At 71.1% G+C, this 16,552-nt stretch carries 14 protein-coding genes; 6 read left to right on the top strand and 8 right to left on the bottom strand.

Annotated elements, in window-relative coordinates:
* Nucleotides 1-7: 7 nt before the first annotated feature.
* The 7 genes from ACXJLH_RS24590 to ACXJLH_RS24560 all read right to left on the bottom strand — a co-directional run bounded on the left by ACXJLH_RS24590 (nucleotide 8) and on the right by ACXJLH_RS24560 (nucleotide 6,824).
* Nucleotides 8-1,189: a class I SAM-dependent rRNA methyltransferase gene (locus ACXJLH_RS24590; protein ID WP_457446888.1), complete on the bottom strand. Its 1,182-nt coding sequence runs from the start codon at nucleotides 1,187-1,189 to the stop codon at nucleotides 8-10.
* A gap of 76 nt (nucleotides 1,190-1,265) precedes the next feature.
* Entirely contained in the window at nucleotides 1,266-2,783 is a 1,518-nt protein-coding gene (locus ACXJLH_RS24585) for a hypothetical protein (RefSeq protein WP_457446886.1), read from the bottom strand.
* A complete protein-coding gene (locus ACXJLH_RS24580; RefSeq protein ID WP_457446884.1) occupies nucleotides 2,780-3,703 on the bottom strand; it encodes a tyrosine recombinase XerC in 924 nt (307 codons plus the stop codon). The genes ACXJLH_RS24585 and ACXJLH_RS24580 overlap by 4 nt, the downstream gene beginning before the upstream one ends.
* On the bottom strand, nucleotides 3,700-4,410 hold the full coding sequence (locus ACXJLH_RS24575) for a DUF484 family protein (RefSeq protein WP_056205335.1): 711 nt from the start codon (nucleotides 4,408-4,410) through the stop codon (nucleotides 3,700-3,702). The genes ACXJLH_RS24580 and ACXJLH_RS24575 overlap by 4 nt, the downstream gene beginning before the upstream one ends.
* Nucleotides 4,407-5,246, bottom strand: a complete 840-nt coding sequence (gene dapF, locus ACXJLH_RS24570; protein ID WP_457446882.1) for a diaminopimelate epimerase — start codon at nucleotides 5,244-5,246, stop codon at nucleotides 4,407-4,409. The genes ACXJLH_RS24575 and dapF overlap by 4 nt, the downstream gene beginning before the upstream one ends.
* Before the next feature lie 7 nt (nucleotides 5,247-5,253).
* Nucleotides 5,254-6,381 carry a cytochrome c biogenesis protein/redoxin gene (locus tag ACXJLH_RS24565; protein ID WP_457446880.1) on the bottom strand — a complete coding sequence of 376 codons (1,128 nt, stop codon included), beginning with the start codon at nucleotides 6,379-6,381 and terminating at the stop codon, nucleotides 5,254-5,256.
* Nucleotides 6,378-6,824, bottom strand: coding sequence for a DUF2147 domain-containing protein (locus tag ACXJLH_RS24560; protein WP_457446878.1), 447 nt, complete (start codon nucleotides 6,822-6,824; stop codon nucleotides 6,378-6,380). Before ACXJLH_RS24560 ends, ACXJLH_RS24565 begins: the two co-directional genes overlap by 4 nt.
* A 145-nt stretch (nucleotides 6,825-6,969) precedes the next feature.
* On the opposite strand from ACXJLH_RS24560, the gene ACXJLH_RS24555 reads away from it, so the two are divergent.
* The 4 genes from ACXJLH_RS24555 (at nucleotide 6,970) to ACXJLH_RS24540 (ending at nucleotide 12,610) form a co-directional block, all read left to right on the top strand.
* Nucleotides 6,970-7,704 carry a response regulator gene (locus ACXJLH_RS24555; protein WP_457446876.1) on the top strand — a complete coding sequence of 245 codons (735 nt, stop codon included), beginning with the start codon at nucleotides 6,970-6,972 and terminating at the stop codon, nucleotides 7,702-7,704.
* Nucleotides 7,701-8,981 carry an ATP-binding protein gene (locus tag ACXJLH_RS24550; RefSeq protein ID WP_457446875.1) on the top strand — a complete coding sequence of 427 codons (1,281 nt, stop codon included), beginning with the start codon at nucleotides 7,701-7,703 and terminating at the stop codon, nucleotides 8,979-8,981. Before ACXJLH_RS24555 ends, ACXJLH_RS24550 begins: the two co-directional genes overlap by 4 nt.
* Nucleotides 8,982-9,033: 52 nt before the next feature.
* A complete protein-coding gene (locus tag ACXJLH_RS24545; protein ID WP_457446873.1) occupies nucleotides 9,034-11,628 on the top strand; it encodes an ATP-binding protein in 2,595 nt (864 codons plus the stop codon).
* Nucleotides 11,629-11,734: 106 nt separating this feature from the next.
* Nucleotides 11,735-12,610, top strand: a complete 876-nt coding sequence (locus tag ACXJLH_RS24540; RefSeq protein ID WP_457446871.1) for a PEP-CTERM sorting domain-containing protein — start codon at nucleotides 11,735-11,737, stop codon at nucleotides 12,608-12,610.
* Nucleotides 12,611-12,614: 4 nt separating this feature from the next.
* Here ACXJLH_RS24540 and ACXJLH_RS24535 read toward each other — a convergent pair whose 3' ends face one another.
* A complete protein-coding gene (locus tag ACXJLH_RS24535) occupies nucleotides 12,615-13,478 on the bottom strand; it encodes a lysophospholipid acyltransferase family protein (RefSeq protein WP_056205353.1) in 864 nt (287 codons plus the stop codon).
* A gap of 129 nt (nucleotides 13,479-13,607) precedes the next feature.
* Here ACXJLH_RS24535 and metK point away from each other — a divergent pair, with 129 nt between their 5' ends.
* Together metK and ACXJLH_RS24525 are read left to right on the top strand one after the other, a co-directional pair.
* Complete coding sequence (gene metK, locus ACXJLH_RS24530) at nucleotides 13,608-14,789, top strand: methionine adenosyltransferase (protein ID WP_457350425.1); 1,182 nt, start codon at nucleotides 13,608-13,610, stop codon at nucleotides 14,787-14,789.
* 215 nt (nucleotides 14,790-15,004) lie between these two features.
* Nucleotides 15,005-16,546, top strand: coding sequence for a methyl-accepting chemotaxis protein (locus ACXJLH_RS24525; RefSeq protein ID WP_457350427.1), 1,542 nt, complete (start codon nucleotides 15,005-15,007; stop codon nucleotides 16,544-16,546).
* The last annotated feature ends 6 nt before the right edge of the window (nucleotides 16,547-16,552 follow it).

Raw genomic sequence — 16,552 nt, 5'->3', positions numbered from 1 at the left:
CCCGAGCTCAGCGCTTCAGCAGCCCCAGGCCCTTCAGATAGTCCCCTTCCGGGAAACACACCGTCTGCGGGTGGTCGGCCGCGGCCGACAGGCGTTCGACGATGTAGCCGTCCACGCCCGCGTCCAGCCCGGCGCCGGCCACGATCTTGTGGAAGAGGTCGGGCGAGATGCCGCCCGAGCAGGAGAAGGTGTAGAGCAGGCCGCCTTCACTCAGCAGCATGAAGGCCAGGCGGTTGATGTCCTTGTAGGCGCGCGCGGCACGCTCGGCGTGGGCAACCGTGGGCGCGAACTTCGGCGGGTCGAGCACGATGGCGTCGAAGCGCCGGCCTTCGGCCAGGCAGCGCCGCAGCGTGGCGTTGACGTCGGCATCCCAGGCCTGGTGGCGGCTCGCGTCGAAGCCGTTCAGCTCGACATGGGCCTTGGCGCGTTCCAGCGCCGGGCCGGAGGAGTCGACGCTGACCACCTCGCTTGCCCCACCGGCCAGCGCCGCGACCGAAAAGCCGCCCGTGTAGCTGAAGCAGTTCAGCACGCTCTTGCAGCCGTATTGCCTCACCGCGTCGGCAAAGCGGCGGCGGCTGTCGCGCTGGTCGAGGTAGTAGCCGGTCTTGTGGCCTTCGGCCACATCCAGCGTCAACCGCCAGTCGTGCTCGCGGATGGTCAGCGCCGTTTCGCCATCGCCACGGAGCCATCCCGTCTGCACGGGCAGGCCCTCCCACTCGCGGGCCTGGGCGTCGGAGCGCTCATAGAGGCGTGTCAGGCCGGTCGCTGCCAGCAGCGCGTCGGCAATGACGGCCTTCCAGCGCTCGACGCCGGTGCTGCCGAACTGGGCCACCAGCGTGTCGCCGTAGCGATCCACAACGAGGCCAGGCAGGCCATCGGCCTCGCCATGCACCAGGCGCCAGGCGTCGGAGGCGATGGCCAGCCGTGCCCGCATCGCCACAGCCTGCTCGATGCGCCGCTTGAAAAAGGCCGCATCGATGCGCTCGGCCTCGTCGAAGCTCCAGGCGCGCAGGCGGATCTGCGACTGCGGGCTGAAGGCCGCCCAGCACAGGAAGGCGCCGTCGGCCGACTCGACGCGCACGGTCTCGCCAGCGTCGGCGCCGCCGCGCGCGATGGAGCTCTCGAACACCCAGGGGTGGCGCTTCAGCAGCGAGCGCTCCTTGCCGGCGCGCAGGGTGATCTTTTTCATCGCCGGGCCGTCCCAAGATGAAAAGCGCCCCCTCGGGGGGCAGCGGCCACACGTGTGGGCGCGTGGGGGCAACTGTTCATCGCTGCAACGTCCCGAAGGCGTAGTTCAGGCCGACATGGACCACGGGCGTGGACTGGCTGCTGCCGCGCATGGTGCGGAACTCGCCCAGGCCGGTGCGCAGCCGCAGCCGTTCGCCAACGCGCCATTGCGCCCACAGCTCGGCCTGCGTCACGGCGCCGCCGCCCACCTGCACGCCACCACCGCCAGCCGCACCCACCAGCCATTCCGCGCCCACCCGCATCCCCCTCCACAGCGGCGCGCTCTGCACGCCCAGGCCGATCAGGCCGAAGGAGTAGGCGCCTGCGTGGCCGGCCGCCGCGCTTCCCGCCTGCGCCGTGCCGTACAAGCTGGAGGTGAACTCACGCGACATGGTGACGGCCAGGTGGCTGACGCCTTCGCGGCGCCCGTCCTTGAAGCGCACGCGCGGCAGGTGCATGACGCTGGCGCCAAGCTGCTGCGCGCGCACGATGCCGCCGCTGTCGTCGGCGAGGGCCACGGGTGCGCGGTCCAGCGGCATCGAGATGACAGCGCGCACGAAGCGGGCGCTGTAGTTGCCGCGGGGGGCATGGCTCAAGCCCGCATCCAGGCGCAGGCTGGGGCCCCAGGGCGTGATCCAGCGCAGCGTCGGGCCACCGCGCAGCAACAGGCCACTGCCGGTGTCCAGGTTGCCGCCGCCGGCCAGGCCCGCGCCCACCTGTCCGCCCGCGCGCAGGCGCGGCGAGCCGACGGCCCAGTCCTGGCCGATCTGGCCCAGCACTTCCATGTAGCCATCGGCGCCGCCCTGGGCTGCGCCTGCGGCTTCGATGCCCCACCAGCTGCCGTCGACGATGTACTGACGCAGCTCCGCGCCGGCCTTGCCGACGCGCCGCGTGCGCCGTTCACCGTTGCGATCGACGCTGACCGAGCGCGGCGACTCGTAGCCACCGGTCAGCGAAATCTCGTCGAACTGCAGGCCGGTACGTTGGCTGGCGCGGCCCGGGCGGCCGGCATCGTCGGGCGAGAAGCTCGCAAAGCCCATCGAGCGGCCAAGCGAGAAGCTCAGGCCCACGCCGCTCTTCACGTTGCCGCTCGGGAAGCGGATCTGCGAAATGCCAATGCCCGTGTACCAGGCGCCGGCCTCGGTGCGCAGCGACAGCTCGGGCCTGAGCATCAGGCCGCCGCCGAAGCGCAGCTGGTCGCTGGACAGGCCGCCGCCCGCGCCGACATACAGGCTGGCCGCCAGGTGGGTGTTGCTGCTCAGCCGCCAGCGCCGCTGCCCCGTGAAGCCAACGGTGAAGATGCCGCCGTAGTTGCCCTTGGCCGCACCATACACGCCGGGGCCGAAGCCCCAGTCGTCGTCCAGGGCCATCATGTAGCTGATCGACGCAAAGGCCGTGCGGCCACCGTCGGGCAGCTTCATGCGGGTCCAGTTGCTCTCGATGGCGGCAGGGCGCAGGGTGTCGACGCGTGCGAACGGCACGTCGTCAGGGATGGCCCAGGTCGTTGCGGGCAACAAGGCCGCCAGCGCGGCCAAAGCCGTGATTTGGAATCTCATTTCTTGGCTCGGGGGTGCGCGGCGTCATAGATGCGCGCCAGGTGCTGATGGTCCAGCTGGGTGTAGACCTGGGTCGTCGTGATGTGGGCGTGGCCCAGCAGCTCCTGCACGGCGCGCAGGTCACCGCTGGACTGCAGCAAGTGCGAGGCAAAGCTGTGACGCAGCATGTGCGGATGAACGTGGGCCGGGCTGCCGGCCGCGACGGCGCGTGCGCTCAGCATGGCGCGCAGCGTCGAGCCGGCGATGCGTTTGCCCCGAGAGCCGACGAAGAGCGCCGCCTCGCCAGCCGCCACGACCTGGGGCCGCACCGCCAGCCAGGTGCGCAGTGCCTCGGCCGCTGCACGGCCCAGCGGCGTGCTGCGGCGCTTGCCGCCCTTGCCCAGCACATGCACTTCATTGGCTTGCAGGTCGACCCAGCCAGCGGCTTGGCCGCTGGCCTGGGCATCCAGCCCTGTCAGCTCGGACGCCCGCAGGCCGGCGCCGTAGAGCAGTTCCACCATGGCACGGTCGCGGGCCTCCAGCACCGGGTCGGCCGCCACCACGGGCGCGTAGGCGGCGAGCTGCACCGCGTCGTCTACACCCAGCGCCTTGGGTAGAGGCTTGGGCGCCTTGGGCGCGCGCAGGCCGTCGAAGGGATTGAGCGTGACGCGGCCCTGCAGGCCCAGCCAGCGGTAGGCGCTGCGCCAGACCGACAGCACCAGCGCGATGGACTTCGGCGCCAGGCCTTCACGATGCAACAGGGCCGCGAGACGGCGCGCCTGGGCGATGTTCAGATTGCGTGCGTCGATCGCAGCTTCGACCAACATGGCCTGCAGGCGTTCGAGGCCATCGGTGTAGATACGCAGCGTGCGCGGACTCAGGCGCTGCTGCACGCGGGCGTGCTGCAAGAACTCCGTGAAGTCCTGCGCCAACTCCATCATGCAGCGAGCAAGCCCGCCAGCCCGGCACTGGCGATCTCGCCGACGCGGGTCAGGAAGTCGGTGCCCATCTCGGCCGTGTAGCGCGTCGGATCGGGCGAGCCCAGCACCAGCAGGCCGAAGGGCTTGTCCTCGTTGGCGCTGGGCTGGTGCAGCGGGATCAGGGCCAGCGAGGTCGCCGTGCCGCCGCTCTCGCTGAGGCCCAGCCAGCGTGCCGCCTCGAAGCCGGAGTTCACGCCGCAATAGGGCTGGCTCAGGCTGGAGGCGAAGCTGCGCACGTCGGGGCTGACCGAGGCGGCAAACTCCGAGGCCTCATGCTCGGGAGCGACGCCCCACAAGCGCAGGCCGGCTTGCGGGATCATGAACTGGTGGCGCAGCTCGGCCAGCAGCACATGGGGCAGCTCCGGCGTGCCCACCGCGCGCATGACGGCCAGCGTCCAGCGGTGCAGGCGGTCGGCGATGGTGACGTTGTCCTGGCCGTTGCGGATCATGTCGATGATGCGCATTTCCAGGCCCTTGATCTTGTCGCGCAGCATCTCGGCCTGGCGCTCCTGCAGCGACACGGCGCGTGCGCCATGCGGGTGCTGCAGCTGCACGCTGGCGAGCATCGCCGCGTGGCGTTCGAAGAAACCGGGAGTGGACGCCAGGTAGTTGGCGATGTCGGTTTCGGTGATGCCTTGCACCGCGTCAGCGGCCGGGTTGGAACTCACAGCGTGATCTCTCCGTCAAAAACTTTCACTGCGGGGCCGGTCATCAGCACCGGGTTCTGTCCACCCGCCCATTCGATGCGCAGCAGGCCGCCGCGCGTCTGCACTTCCACGGCCTCGTCCAGCCAGCCGGCGCTGATGCCGGCGACGACGGCCGCGCAGGCGCCCGTGCCACAGGCCAGCGTCTCGCCAGCGTCGCGCTCGAAAACGCGCAGCTTGATGCGGTCGCGGCTCAGGATCTGCATGAAGCCGGCGTTGACGCGTTTGGCAAAGCGCGCATGGTGTTCGATCAGCGGGCCCTGGGTCAGCACCGGCGCCGTCTCGACATCGTCAACGCGCTGCACCGCATGCGGGTTGCCCATCGACAGCACGGCCAGTTCCACGCCCTCGACGGGCCAGAGCTCGAAGCCGTTCACGAGATGGGGCTTGAGCCCGCTCGCATCGAATGGCAGGGCGGCGTGCTCGAACACCGGCGCGCCCATGTCCACCGTGACACGGCCATCGTCCTGCAGCTTCAGCAGCAGGCGGCGGTTCATCGTGTCGACGCGGATCTCACGCTTGTCCGTCAGCCCGACATCGACGACGTAGCGCACGAAGCAGCGCGAGCCGTTGCCGCAATGCTCCACCTCGTTGCCGGTGTTGTTGAAGATGCGGTAGCGGAAGTCCGCGCCGGCGTCCTGGCTGGGTTCGATGACGAGGATCTGGTCGCAGCCGACGCCAAAGCGCCGGTCGCCGAGCAGGCGCATCTGCTCGGGGGTCAGCGCGAAGGGCTGCTTCGTTGCGTCGATGACGACGAAGTCATTGCCGGCGCCGTGCATCTTGGTGAAGCGCAATCTCATGAGGGGATTATCGCAAGGCCTTCTCTATGGCAGCTCCAAGCTCCGCCTCGCCCCCTTCCCCCTCGTGGCGATAGACGACACGGCCCTTGGCATCGATGAGCCAGGCGGCCGGCCAGTAGCGGTTCTCAAAGGCCTTCCAGACGCGGTAATCGTTGTCCTGCACCACCGGGTAATGCAGGCCCAGCCGCCGCACCGCCGCCTGCACGCTGTCCAGCGGCCGCTCATGGGCGAACTCGGGCGTGTGCACACCGATGACGACCAGGCCGCGCGCCGCATAGCGCTGGTGCAGGCGTTCGATGACCGGCACGCTGCGCAAGCAGTTCACACAGTCCCAGGTCCAGAAGTCGACGAGCACGGGCTTGCCGCGCAGGGCCTGCAGTGTCAGCGGCGGGCTGTTGATCCAGGCGCCCGTGGTGGCGATCTCGGGCGCGGGCTTGCCAATCACCTGGCCCTGGGCCGACCCGGCCGGCCCGGCCAGAGCCGCGACCCAGGTGGAGCTGACATTGGCGAGGCTGGCCCCCGCCATCAGCATGACGAGCAGGCCCAACCCCCGGCGCAACCGGCCCGACCAGGCGCGCAGGCCCTGCGCGATGCGCTGGCCGCCATAGGCCACGGCCAGCATCGGCCCGCCGGCGCCGACGGCGTAGGCAATGAGCAGGGCCGCCGCCTGCTGCGAATCACCGGCGCTGGCGACCAAGGCCAGGATGCTGGCCAGGGCCGGGCCAGCGCAGGGCGTCCACAGCGCGCCCAGGCTGGCGCCGAGTGCCAGGGCGCCAAGCCGCCCGCCACCATGACCGAAGCGCTGGGCCCAGTCGGCCACACGGCCCAGCGGGCGCGACAACCGCTCCCAACCCGCCGGCCAGACCAGCAGCAGGCCGAAACCCAGCAGCAGCACGGCCGCGATATCGCGCAAGGCACCGGCCGACAGGCCCAGCACGCTGGCCGAGGCGCCAAAGGCCAGGGCCAGTGCGCTGAAGGACGCGACAAAGCCCAGCACGATCAGCAGCGGCCGCCACCGGTCGGCAGGCCCCAGGCTGCTACCGAGCAGCGCCGGCAACAGCGGCAGCACACAGGGGCTGGCCACGGTCGCCAGGCCGGCACCGAACGCAGCCGCCACGGGCAGCACGGCGCTCATTGCGACGCTCCCGGCACGTGCTGCCAGGCCTGGGTCCTGCCGAACAGTGGCAGGCCGACATAGGCGCGCAGCTTCAGCTCGCCGGTCGGGCCGAGCGACATCAGGCAGTCGTAGGTCTTGCCGTTCTCGCGGTTGAAGATGCGGCCGCGCCATTCGGTGACGGCGCTGCGGCCATCGGGCTGGGTCTCGCGTTCGGAGGGCAGGAAATCGCTGAGGACGTCCATGCCCTCCTGGGCGGGCTGGGCATCGGCCGCCATCGCCTCGCCGGGCCGGCTCATCGACTGGTTGGCGATGACGCGCGCCACCTTGCCGCACAGGGCCGCGCCGCAGGGCGCGACGCGCACTTCCAGGTTGCCGCTGGCCGTCAGCCACAGGCCACGCGGGTCGGCATCGGCACGGGCCGCACCGGCCGCGAGCAGGAGGATCAGCAGAAGGTTTCGCATGAGCACCTCGTCAGTAGTGAAGGAGGTGCCATTGCAGGTCGCAGCGGTATCGCCGCGATGTCGATGTGTCGCCGGTGGACACGCGCCGGCCGCACAGACAAAGAGCGATACAAAACAGCGGGTCCCGTCCGCTATCGTGGCCGCCATGGACCCGCGCCCCGACCATCTGCTGCTTGTCGACGACGACCGCCAGCTGCTCACGCTGCTGGCCGACTACCTGCGCGCCGCGGGCTATCGCGTCAGCACGGCGACGCAGGGCCGGGAGATGCGCGCCGTGTTGGCCGCCGAGCCAATCGACCTCGTCGTGCTCGACCTGATGCTGCCCGGCGAGGACGGCCTGTCGCTGTGTCGCGACCTCCGCGCACGCGAGGTCGAGCCCCTGCCCGTGCTGATGCTGACGGCGCGCGGCGACGAGGCCGACCGCGTGCTCGGCCTGGAGATGGGCGCCGACGACTACCTCGCCAAGCCGTTCGCGACGCGCGAGCTGCTCGCCCGCATCCGCGCCGTGCTGCGCCGTACCCGCCAGCTGCCACCGCGCACAAGCCCGCAGCGCCAGGCCAGGCGCCTCGCCTTCAACGACTGGGTGCTGGACACGACGGCCCGCCATCTGCTGGACGGCGCCGGCACGCTGGTGCCGCTGACCGGCGGCGAATACCGGCTGCTGCGCACGCTGCTCGACCATCCGCAGCGCATCCTCAGCCGCGACCAGCTGCTCAACCTCACGCAAGGGCGCGACGCCGACCCCTTTGATCGCTCCATCGACCTGCTCGTCAGCCGCCTACGCCGCCGCCTGCGCGACGATGCCAAGGAGGCCCGGCTGTTGAAGACGGTGCGCAATGAGGGCTATGTGTTCTGCGCGGATGTCGAGGCCGTGGAGTGAGTTTGGCCAGCCGCATCGCCGGCCTGCTGATCGCCGGCCTGCTGCTGGCTTATGGCCTGGCCAGCCTGGCCTGGCTGGCCGAGCGCGGCGAGGTGATGGGCCGCATGCTCAACGCCTACCTCGGCCGCGATGTGGCCACGGCCGTCGCCGTGCTGGACCGCTTGCCCGAGGCCGAGCGTGCCGCCTGGTTGCCGAGACTGGCGCGGCCCAACTACCGCTACGAACTCGGCGCGCCGCAGGACGCTCTGGCAGCTAACGAGCTGGCGCTGTCTCTCACGCAAACGCTGGCCGCGGAGCTGGGTTCGGCGCGAATCGGCACGGCGGGTGCAAGGCCGGATGGCGAACTGGTCTTCGCGCTGACGCTGGCCGACGGCAGCGCGCTGACGCTGCGCGCCCAGCCGCCACGGCTGAAGCTGTCCGGCGCAACGCTGGCCCTGCTGGTCGCGCAGATCGCCGTGCTGGCGCTGTGCGGCGCGGCGGCTGTCAGGCTGGCGACGCGGCCCCTGCGCCGCCTGGCCGATGCCGCCGATGGCCTCGGCGCCGACCTGGCTGCCCAGCCGTTGGCCGAGGACGGCCCGCATGAAGTGGCCTCCGCAGCGCGTGCCTTCAACGCCATGCAGGCCCGAATTGCGGAGCACCTGCGCGAGCGCTCCGAAATCCTCGCCGCCGTCACACACGATCTGCAGACGCCGCTGACGCGCATGCGCCTGCGCAGCGAACTGCTGGCCGAGACCGACACGCGCGACAAGCTGCTGGCCGACATCGACGAGATGCGCGGCCTGGTTGCCGAGGGCCTGCACTACGCGGCCAGTGCGCATGCGGCCGAGGAAGCGCCGCAGGCGGTGGACCTCGTCGCGCTGCTGGACGGCCTGGTCTGCGACGGCCAGGACGCGGGCCAGCAAGTCAGCCTTGAAGCGCCCTCTTCCCTTGCGCCGGTGACGACGCGGCCACGCGCGCTGCGCCGCGTTGTCGGCAACCTCATCGACAACGCGGTCAAGTTCGCCGGCGCGGCGGAGGTGGTCGTCACGCTGGACAACAGCCAGCTGCGCATCGCCGTGCTGGACCGCGGCCCCGGCATCCCGGCCGACCAGCGCCAGGCCGCGCTGCAGCCCTTTGTGCGCCTGGAGGCCTCGCGCAACCGCGCCAGCGGCGGCACCGGCCTGGGCCTGGCGATTGCGCAGCGCCTCGCGCAGGCACTGGGCGCAACGCTGGAGCTGCTGCCGCGCGACGGCGGCGGCCTGGAGGCGCGGCTGAGCCTGCCAGTCAAGAACGGCTGACCCTGCATCTTGAGGAGGCGGGCGACCGCCAAATCGGCGCAAGCTTGGCGCCATGCCACTGCCCGAGCCGCCGCTGCTGGAGCGCGATGCCGCGCTGGCCGGCCTGCGCGCCGACCTGGCCGCCTTGGCCGACCCGACGCAGGGCCAGGGCCGCTGCGTGCTGCTCGAAGGCGATGCCGGCATGGGCAAGACGCGGCTGCTGCGTGCCGCGGAACGCGCCGGCGGCAGCGCCATCGACTGGGCCTGGGGCGCCTGCGAGCCGCTGATCACGCCGCTGCCGCTGGGGCCGCTGCTGGACATGCTGCCGCGACTACCCGGCGAGATCGCGGCACTGCTGCGGCGCGGTGCGCCGGCCGCCGAGCTGTTTGCCGCCTTGCTGGAGGTGGCACGCCAGACGCGCCGGCCGCGGGTCTGGGTGTTCGAGGACCTGCACTGGGCCGACGGCGCCACGCTGGACCTGCTGCGCTTCCTGGCCCGGCGCATCGCCGGCACCCGGGTGCTGTTGTGCCTGAGCTGGCGGGGCGGTGAACTGGGCCCGGCCCACCCGCTGCGCGCGGCGCTCGCGGGCCTGGCCGGCCAGGGCGCGCGCAGCCTCAGCCTGGCGCCGCTGAGCCGCGCAGCCGTGTCCACGCTGGCGGCCCGCGCCGGCCGCCCGGCCGCCGGCCTGTTCGAGGCCAGCGGCGGCAATCCCTTCTTCGTGACGGAGCTGCTGGCCGCGCCGCTGGCCGAGGGCCTGCCGGTGTCRGTGCGGGACGCGCTGCTGGCGCGCGTGGCGCGGCTGTCGCCACCGGCGCGCGAGTTGCTCAATGTGGCCAGCGTCTCGCCCGCGCCGCTGGAGACCGCCGTGCTGGCCCATGCCTGCGGCCTGGAGCCCGAGGCGCTGGCCGAAGTCGTCACCAGTGACCTGCTGCAGGCCGGTGGCGATTGCCTGCGCTTTGCGCACGAGCTGACCCGGCTGACCGTGCTGGAAGCCCTGGGGCCCCGCGCCGCGGCCCTGCATGCCGCCGTGTTCGACGCCTTGAGCGAGCGCGGCGCGGCACCGGCGCGGCTGGTGCATCACGCCGAGCACGCCGGCCTGGACCATGCCGTGGCCCGGCTGGCGCCGCGCGCCGCCGAACTGGCGGCCGCCTCGGGCGCGCACCGCCAGGCCGCGGCCCTGTTCGGCCTGGCGCTGCGCCGCGCCGCACAACTGCCTGCCGTGCAGGTCGAGCCGCTGGCGCGCGCCCAGGCGATCGAATGCCTGCTGACCGGTCAGGTCGAGGAGGCCGCGCAGGCCGCAGCCCTGGCGCTGAGCCTGGCCGGCGCGCGGCCGCTGGCCCGGGCCGAGCACTTGAGCCTGCTGGCGCGCATCGAATGGACGCGCGGCCGCGCCAGCGCCGGCCTGGCCCATGCCGAGGCCGCGATCGCCCTGCTGCACGAGCACGCCCCCGACAGCCCGGCCCTGGCCCACGCGCTGGCCAACCACGCCCAGCTGCATCTGCTGGACGACGACACCGGCGCGGCGCTGGCGGGCGCCGCCCAGGCCCTGGCCTTGTTCGGCCGCCTCGGCGACCCGGCGGGCGCCCTCGGCGCGCGTATCACGCTGGCCTCGGCGCGGCTGGGCGGGCCGGATGAGGGGCTGGGCACGGTCGAGCTGCACGCCGCGCTCGAACAGGCGCTGGCCGATGGTCGGGAGGAACTGGCCGCGCGCGCCTGGACCAACCTCGCCTCGGCCGCACTGGTCGCGTCGCGCTACGACAAGCTGGAGCGCCTGTGCACGGCCGGGCTGGCGTATTGCGAGGCGCGCGACCTGGACCTGTTCGCCGTGCCGCTGCGCGTGCGCCAGGCTTGCGGCGACATCGCGCGCGGCGACTGGGCGGCCGGCGAGGCGGGCCTGCGCCAGCTCCAGGCCCGCCCTGACCTGAACGAGCTGCAACGCGAGCAGGTCGGCCATCTGCTTGCGCTGCAGGCGGCCCGCCGAGGGGAACCGGGTGCGCTGGCCTACTGGCAGGAGCTGGCCAGTGGACGGCGGCAGCTGGCGGTGTGGCCCTGGTTCATGTCGGTGGATGTGCAGCAGGTGGAACTCTCGACCTTGTCGGGCCCGGCGGGGCGGGCGCGGCAGCTGGCGGAGGAAGCGTTGGCCAGAGCGACCACGCGGCTGGGGCCGTGGCGGCGGGCGCAGGTCCAGGTGTGGCTTGCGCGCCTGGGCCAGCCGCAGGCCGTCGCCGCCGACGCGCCCGCGGCCTGCGCGCTGGAGGCTAGCGGCCGGCATCGCGCCGCCAGCCAGGCCTGGGGCGAGGTGGGCTGCCCCTACCAGCAGGCCCTGGCGCTGCTGTGGGGCGATGCCGACGCCATCGCCGATGGGCTGCAGCGGCTGCAAGGGCTGGGCGCCGGGCTGGCCGCGCAGTACGCGCGACGGCGCCTGCGGCGCGTGGGCGTGAGCGGCGTGGGGCGTGGCCGCTACGGCCATGCCCGGCAGGACCCGCTGGGCCTGACCGGACGCGAACGCGAGATCCTGGAGCTGCTCGTGCAGGGCCACAGCAACCGCGCCATCGCAGCCACGCTGCACCGCTCCGAGCGCACGGTGGAGAACCATGTCGCCGCCGTGTTCCTGAAGCTCGGGGTGAAGACACGCCAGGACGCCATCCAGCGCGCGAAATCTGAGTAGTGCGCGCCCAAATCCGGGTAACGCCGCCGAGGTGCTCACGCGCCTCGCCCTCTAGCCTTGCATTCAGGGCCACCGGCCCGCACAGCCTTTGCAAGGGAGACCTGTCATGAAGATCCGCACGCTGCTCACCGCTCTCGCCCTGCTCGCCAGTGGCGCCGCCTGGGGCCAGGCCGGCCTGGCCACCGCCAGCGGCACCGCCCGGGGCGATTTCCAGATCGGCTGCAGCACCTGCCCGCATTTCCAGCTCGGCCTCACCGGCAACCCGGTGCAAAGCCAGAGCGGCCCGCTGGCCGCCCAGGTGGACTACCTCGGCCAGCCCGTGGGCGACCCCAACACGGCGGGCTACAGCCTGGGCGGCGGCGTCGAATACCACGCCAGCGCCGCCTTGCAGGGCGCCCTGGCCACACCGCTGCTGGGCGCCTATGCGCGGGCCGACAACGAGCCCGTCGTCATCCTCGCCGACCCGGCGCAACTGGAGATCGGCATCGACCTCTATGCCGCCAGCGCCGTCGCGCGCACCCAGCAGACCTACCGCTACCTCGGCGCCAGCACGACGACCTACCACTTCGACTTCCATGTCGACGGCACGCTCAGCAGCACCCGGGCCAGCGCCTTCGGATCAGCGGCCATCTACACCGGCCAGGACCCGTCCTTCGAGGTCGGCCTGATCGACTTCGGCTACAGCAGCCACAGCGGTGTGGGCCTGCTCTACAACCCGCAAGCCTTCGGCGGTGATTTCTCGGTCAGCATCACGGTGGACCCCGGCGCGAGCTTCGTCCTCATCAGCCAGCTCAGCGCCAGCGTGCAGATGACCTACGACACGACCGATGTGCTGGCCGACGCCTCGCACACGCTGCGCCTGACGGCCATCACCGGTGGCGACCCCAGCCTGCTGGTGACTGCCGTGCCCGAGCCGGCGACGGCGCTGCTGTTGTCGCTCGGCTTGATCGCGCTGCTCCGCCTGCGGCGGGAACGACGCTGAGGGCCTAAGGTGCCGCGCCGATGTCCAGGCCGCGCGGCTGCTTGTAGCGGTGGTAGCCCCACAGATACTGCCCCGGCGCGCGGCGGATCAGGCTCTCCATGGCCCCGTTGACGAGCGCTGCGGCAGCCTCGTTGCTCGCCTCGGCAGGGATGGCCGGCGCGGGCAGCACGTGCACGACGAAGCCCTCACCGCCGGGCAGGCGCTCACCCCAGATCAGCAGCAGGGACGCGCCCGTCTGCTGCACCAGGCGGGCGGCCAGCGTCATCGTGTAGGCCGGCTTGCCGAAGAAAGGCGCCCACACGCCCAGGCCATCGGGTGGCACCTGGTCGGGCAGCAGGCCGATGACCTCGCCTTTGCGCAGCGCGCGGATCATCTGGCGCACGCCGGCCAGCGACGCCGGCGCCGTGGCCAGCCCGGGCCGCTCGCGTGAGCCGGCCATCACCTCGCGTAGCGAGGCCTGCCGCGCCGGGCGGTACAGCACGGTGATGGGTGACTCGGGCGTCGTGAAGCGCTCGGCGATGGCCTGGGCGCAGATCTCGAAGCAGCCCATGTGGGGCGTCAGCATGACCAGGCCGCGTTTCTCGGCCAGGGCGGCCGTGATCAGCTCGCCGCCCTCCCATTGCAGCTTGTCGCCCAGCGGCTTGCCGCGGGTAGCCACCCAGAGCCAGGGCAGCTCCGCCGCCATGCGCCCGGCGGCCGCAATCGCGGGCCGCGCCTCGCTCCAGGCGACGCCGGCCTGGGCCACATTGGCTTGGAAACGCCGCCGGTAGGTCCCCGAGGCGAAGTAGACAACCCAACCCAGCAGCGCCCCCAAAGCGTGCAATAGCGCCAGGGGCAGCCGGGACAGCAAGCGAAAGACCCAACCCATATTTCCTATACTTCGCAGATCGCCGAGTTACTGAACTACTTGCGGGGCGATTCACAAATCCCGCTAAAGCGTTCGCCGCACCTCCAGGAGCGACGGCGACGCCGCCAATGAAGCAACCGGAGTTTAAAAGTGGCCAACGATTTCCTCTTCACGTCTGAATCCGTCTCGGAAGGACACCCCGACAAGGTGGCCGACCAGATCTCGGACGCCATCCTGGACGCCATCTTCGAGCAGGACCCGCGCAGCCGCGTGGCCGCCGAGACGCTGTGCAACACCGGCCTGGTCGTGCTGGCCGGCGAGATCACGACCAACGCCCACGTCGACTACATCCAGGTCGCACGCGACACCATCAAGCGCATCGGCTACGACAACACCGAGTACGGCATCGACTACAAGGGCTGCGCCGTCCTGGTCGCCTACGACAAGCAGTCCAACGACATCGCCCAGGGCGTCGATCATGCGTCCGACGATCACCTCAACACCGGTGCCGGCGACCAGGGCCTGATGTTCGGCTACGCCTGTGACGAGACGCCCGAGCTGATGCCCGCGCCGATCTACTACGCGCACCGCCTCGTCGAGCGCCAGGCCCAGCTGCGCAAGGACGGCCGCCTGCCCTTCCTGCGCCCGGACGCCAAGAGCCAGGTCACGATGCGCTATGTGGACGGCAAGCCGCACAGCATCGACACCGTCGTGCTGTCCACCCAGCACGCGCCCGAGTACTCGCTCGGCGACCGCATGACGGACGAGTTCTACGAAGCCATCCGCGAAGAGCTGATCAAGCCCGTGCTGCCCAAGGAATGGATCAGCGCCGACACCAAGTACCTGATCAACCCGACCGGCCGCTTCGTCATCGGCGGCCCGCAGGGCGACTGCGGCCTGACCGGCCGCAAGATCATCGTCGACACCTACGGCGGCGCCTGCCCGCACGGTGGCGGCGCCTTCTCGGGCAAGGACCCGTCCAAGGTCGACCGCTCGGCCGCCTATGCCGCCCGCTACGTGGCCAAGAACGTCGTCGCCGCCGGCCTGGCGCGCCAGTGCCAGATCCAGGTCGCCTACGCCATCGGCGTGGCCCGGCCGATGAACGTGACCGTCTACACCGAAGGCACCGGCGTCATCCCCGACGACCAGATCGCCAAGCTCGTCAACGAGCACTTCGACCTGCGTCCCAAGGGCATCATCCAGATGCTGGACCTGCTGCGTCCGATCTATTCCAAGACGGCGGCCTATGGTCACTTCGGCCGTGAGGAGCCGGAGTTCACTTGGGAACGTGTCGATAAAGCCGCTGCCCTGCGGGCTGCGGCCGGCCTGTAAGGGCCGCCGCGCGCAAGCGCGGTTCGACACGTGGGCGAAGCTCATATCGCATAGCGATGTGAGCAAAGACCAAAGGACGGTGACATCACCTCACCAACACCGCCCTCCAGGCGGTGTTTTCCTTTGCGCCGCCACATCCGTCAACATGTAGAGTCAACGCACCGGCAGGGTGCGCGATCACAGCCGCCCGCCGCGCCATCAACCTGGAGGCGGTGATGAACATGCAATCCATGCGAATCGGGACCCGGCTGGGCCTGGGCTTCGGCCTCGTGCTGCTGCTGCTGGCGGTGGCCCTGGGCGTGAGCTACCGGCAGATCGGCGCCGTCGGCCCTCACATCGACCTGCTGGTGGAACTGCAGCATCGCCAGGACTTCGCCCAGGACTGGCGTACGGCGACCCAGCTCAACGTCACGCGCACCGACGCCGTCGCGCGCGCCGGAGGCTCGGGCCCCGTGGCGGAGTTCTTCTCGCCGATCATCAAGACGACGAGTGCCAGGATCACCGAACTGCAGGAGAGCCTCACCAAGGCGGTGGACACCGAGCGCGACAAGGCCCTGCTCACGGAGATTGCCGACGCCCGCAAGGCCTATGTCGACATCCGCAACCAGGTCTTCGCCCAGCTCAAGGCCGGCGAAGCCGACGCTGCGCTGCAGACGCTGGAAGGCAAGATGCGGCCGGCCTCCGAGGCCTATGTCGCGGCCATCAGCCGCATGGCCGACTTCCAGGGCGAGCGCGTGCGCCTCGAGACCCAGCAGGTCATGGAGGAGGCGCGCCGCACCCAGATGATCATGCTCGTCATCGCCATCGCCTGCCTCAGCGTAGGCATCGCGGCGGCCTGGCTGATCACGCGCTCCGTTGTCGGCCCGCTGCGCGAGGCCATCCACGAAGCCGAGGAGGTGGGGCATGGCGACCTGTCGCGCGACATCCGCAGCGTGGGCAGCGACGAGACCGCGCAGTTGACTCAGGCGCTGGCGCAGATGCAGCAGGCGCTGCGCCATCTCGTCGGCTCGGTGCGCGAGAACGCCAGCGGCGTGGCGACGGCCAGCACCGAGATCTCGCATGGCAGCAACGACCTGTCGGCACGCACCGAGCAGCAGGCCAGCGCCATTCAAGAGACGGCGGCGTCGATGGAGGAGCTGTCGGCCACCGTGAAGCTCAATGCCGACAACGCCGGCGAGGCCGACAAGCTCGCGCATGACGCCAGCCAGGTGGCGCGCCAGGGCGGCGAAGTCGTCGGCGAGGCGGTGCAGCGCATGAAAGGCATCGAAGAGAGTTCACGCAAGATCGGCGACATCATCGGCACCATCGACGCCATCGCCTTCCAGACCAACATCCTGGCGCTGAACGCCGCGGTCGAGGCCGCACGGGCCGGCGAGCAGGGGCGCGGCTTTGCCGTCGTCGCCAGCGAGGTGCGCATGCTGGCCCAGCGCAGCGCCGACGCGGCCAAGGAGATCAAGGGCCTGATCGGCGACAGCGTCGAGCGCGTCGAGCAGGGCGCCGTGCTGGTGAACAAGGCCGGCGAGACGATGGCGCAAGTCGTGACTGCCATTGGCCGCGTCGCGCAGATCGTGCGCGAGATCAGCTCGGCCAGCCGCGAGCAGAGCACCGGCGTCAGCCAGGTCGGCCAGGCCATCACGCAGATGGACCAGGCCACGCAGCAGAACGCCGCCCTCGTCGAGGAAAGCGCAGCAGCGGCTGAGAGCCTGAAGCAGCAGGCGGACGAGTTGGTGAAGCTGGTGTCGACGTTCCGCGTCTAGGACGAA

It is taken from the genome of Roseateles sp. P5_E4, from assembly GCF_054049255.1.
This window is presented reverse-complemented; position numbering and strand designations above follow the sequence as displayed.

Excerpts from the sequence above, each read along its gene's own strand:
- ACXJLH_RS24590 (WP_457446888.1), bottom strand. The coding sequence starts at position 1,189 with ATGAAAAAGATCACCCTGCGCGCCGGCAAGGAGCGCTCGCTGCTGAAG.
- ACXJLH_RS24585 (WP_457446886.1), bottom strand. The coding sequence starts at position 2,783 with ATGAGATTCCAAATCACGGCTTTGGCCGCGCTGGCGGCCTTGTTGCCC.
- ACXJLH_RS24580 (WP_457446884.1), bottom strand. The coding sequence starts at position 3,703 with ATGATGGAGTTGGCGCAGGACTTCACGGAGTTCTTGCAGCACGCCCGC.
- dapF (WP_457446882.1), bottom strand. The coding sequence starts at position 5,246 with ATGAGATTGCGCTTCACCAAGATGCACGGCGCCGGCAATGACTTCGTC.
- ACXJLH_RS24565 (WP_457446880.1), bottom strand. The coding sequence starts at position 6,381 with ATGAGCGCCGTGCTGCCCGTGGCGGCTGCGTTCGGTGCCGGCCTGGCG.
- ACXJLH_RS24560 (WP_457446878.1), bottom strand. The coding sequence starts at position 6,824 with ATGCGAAACCTTCTGCTGATCCTCCTGCTCGCGGCCGGTGCGGCCCGT.
- ACXJLH_RS24555 (WP_457446876.1), top strand. The coding sequence starts at position 6,970 with ATGGACCCGCGCCCCGACCATCTGCTGCTTGTCGACGACGACCGCCAG.
- ACXJLH_RS24540 (WP_457446871.1), top strand. The coding sequence starts at position 11,735 with ATGAAGATCCGCACGCTGCTCACCGCTCTCGCCCTGCTCGCCAGTGGC.
- ACXJLH_RS24535 (WP_056205353.1), bottom strand. The coding sequence starts at position 13,478 with ATGGGTTGGGTCTTTCGCTTGCTGTCCCGGCTGCCCCTGGCGCTATTG.
- ACXJLH_RS24525 (WP_457350427.1), top strand. The coding sequence starts at position 15,005 with ATGAACATGCAATCCATGCGAATCGGGACCCGGCTGGGCCTGGGCTTC.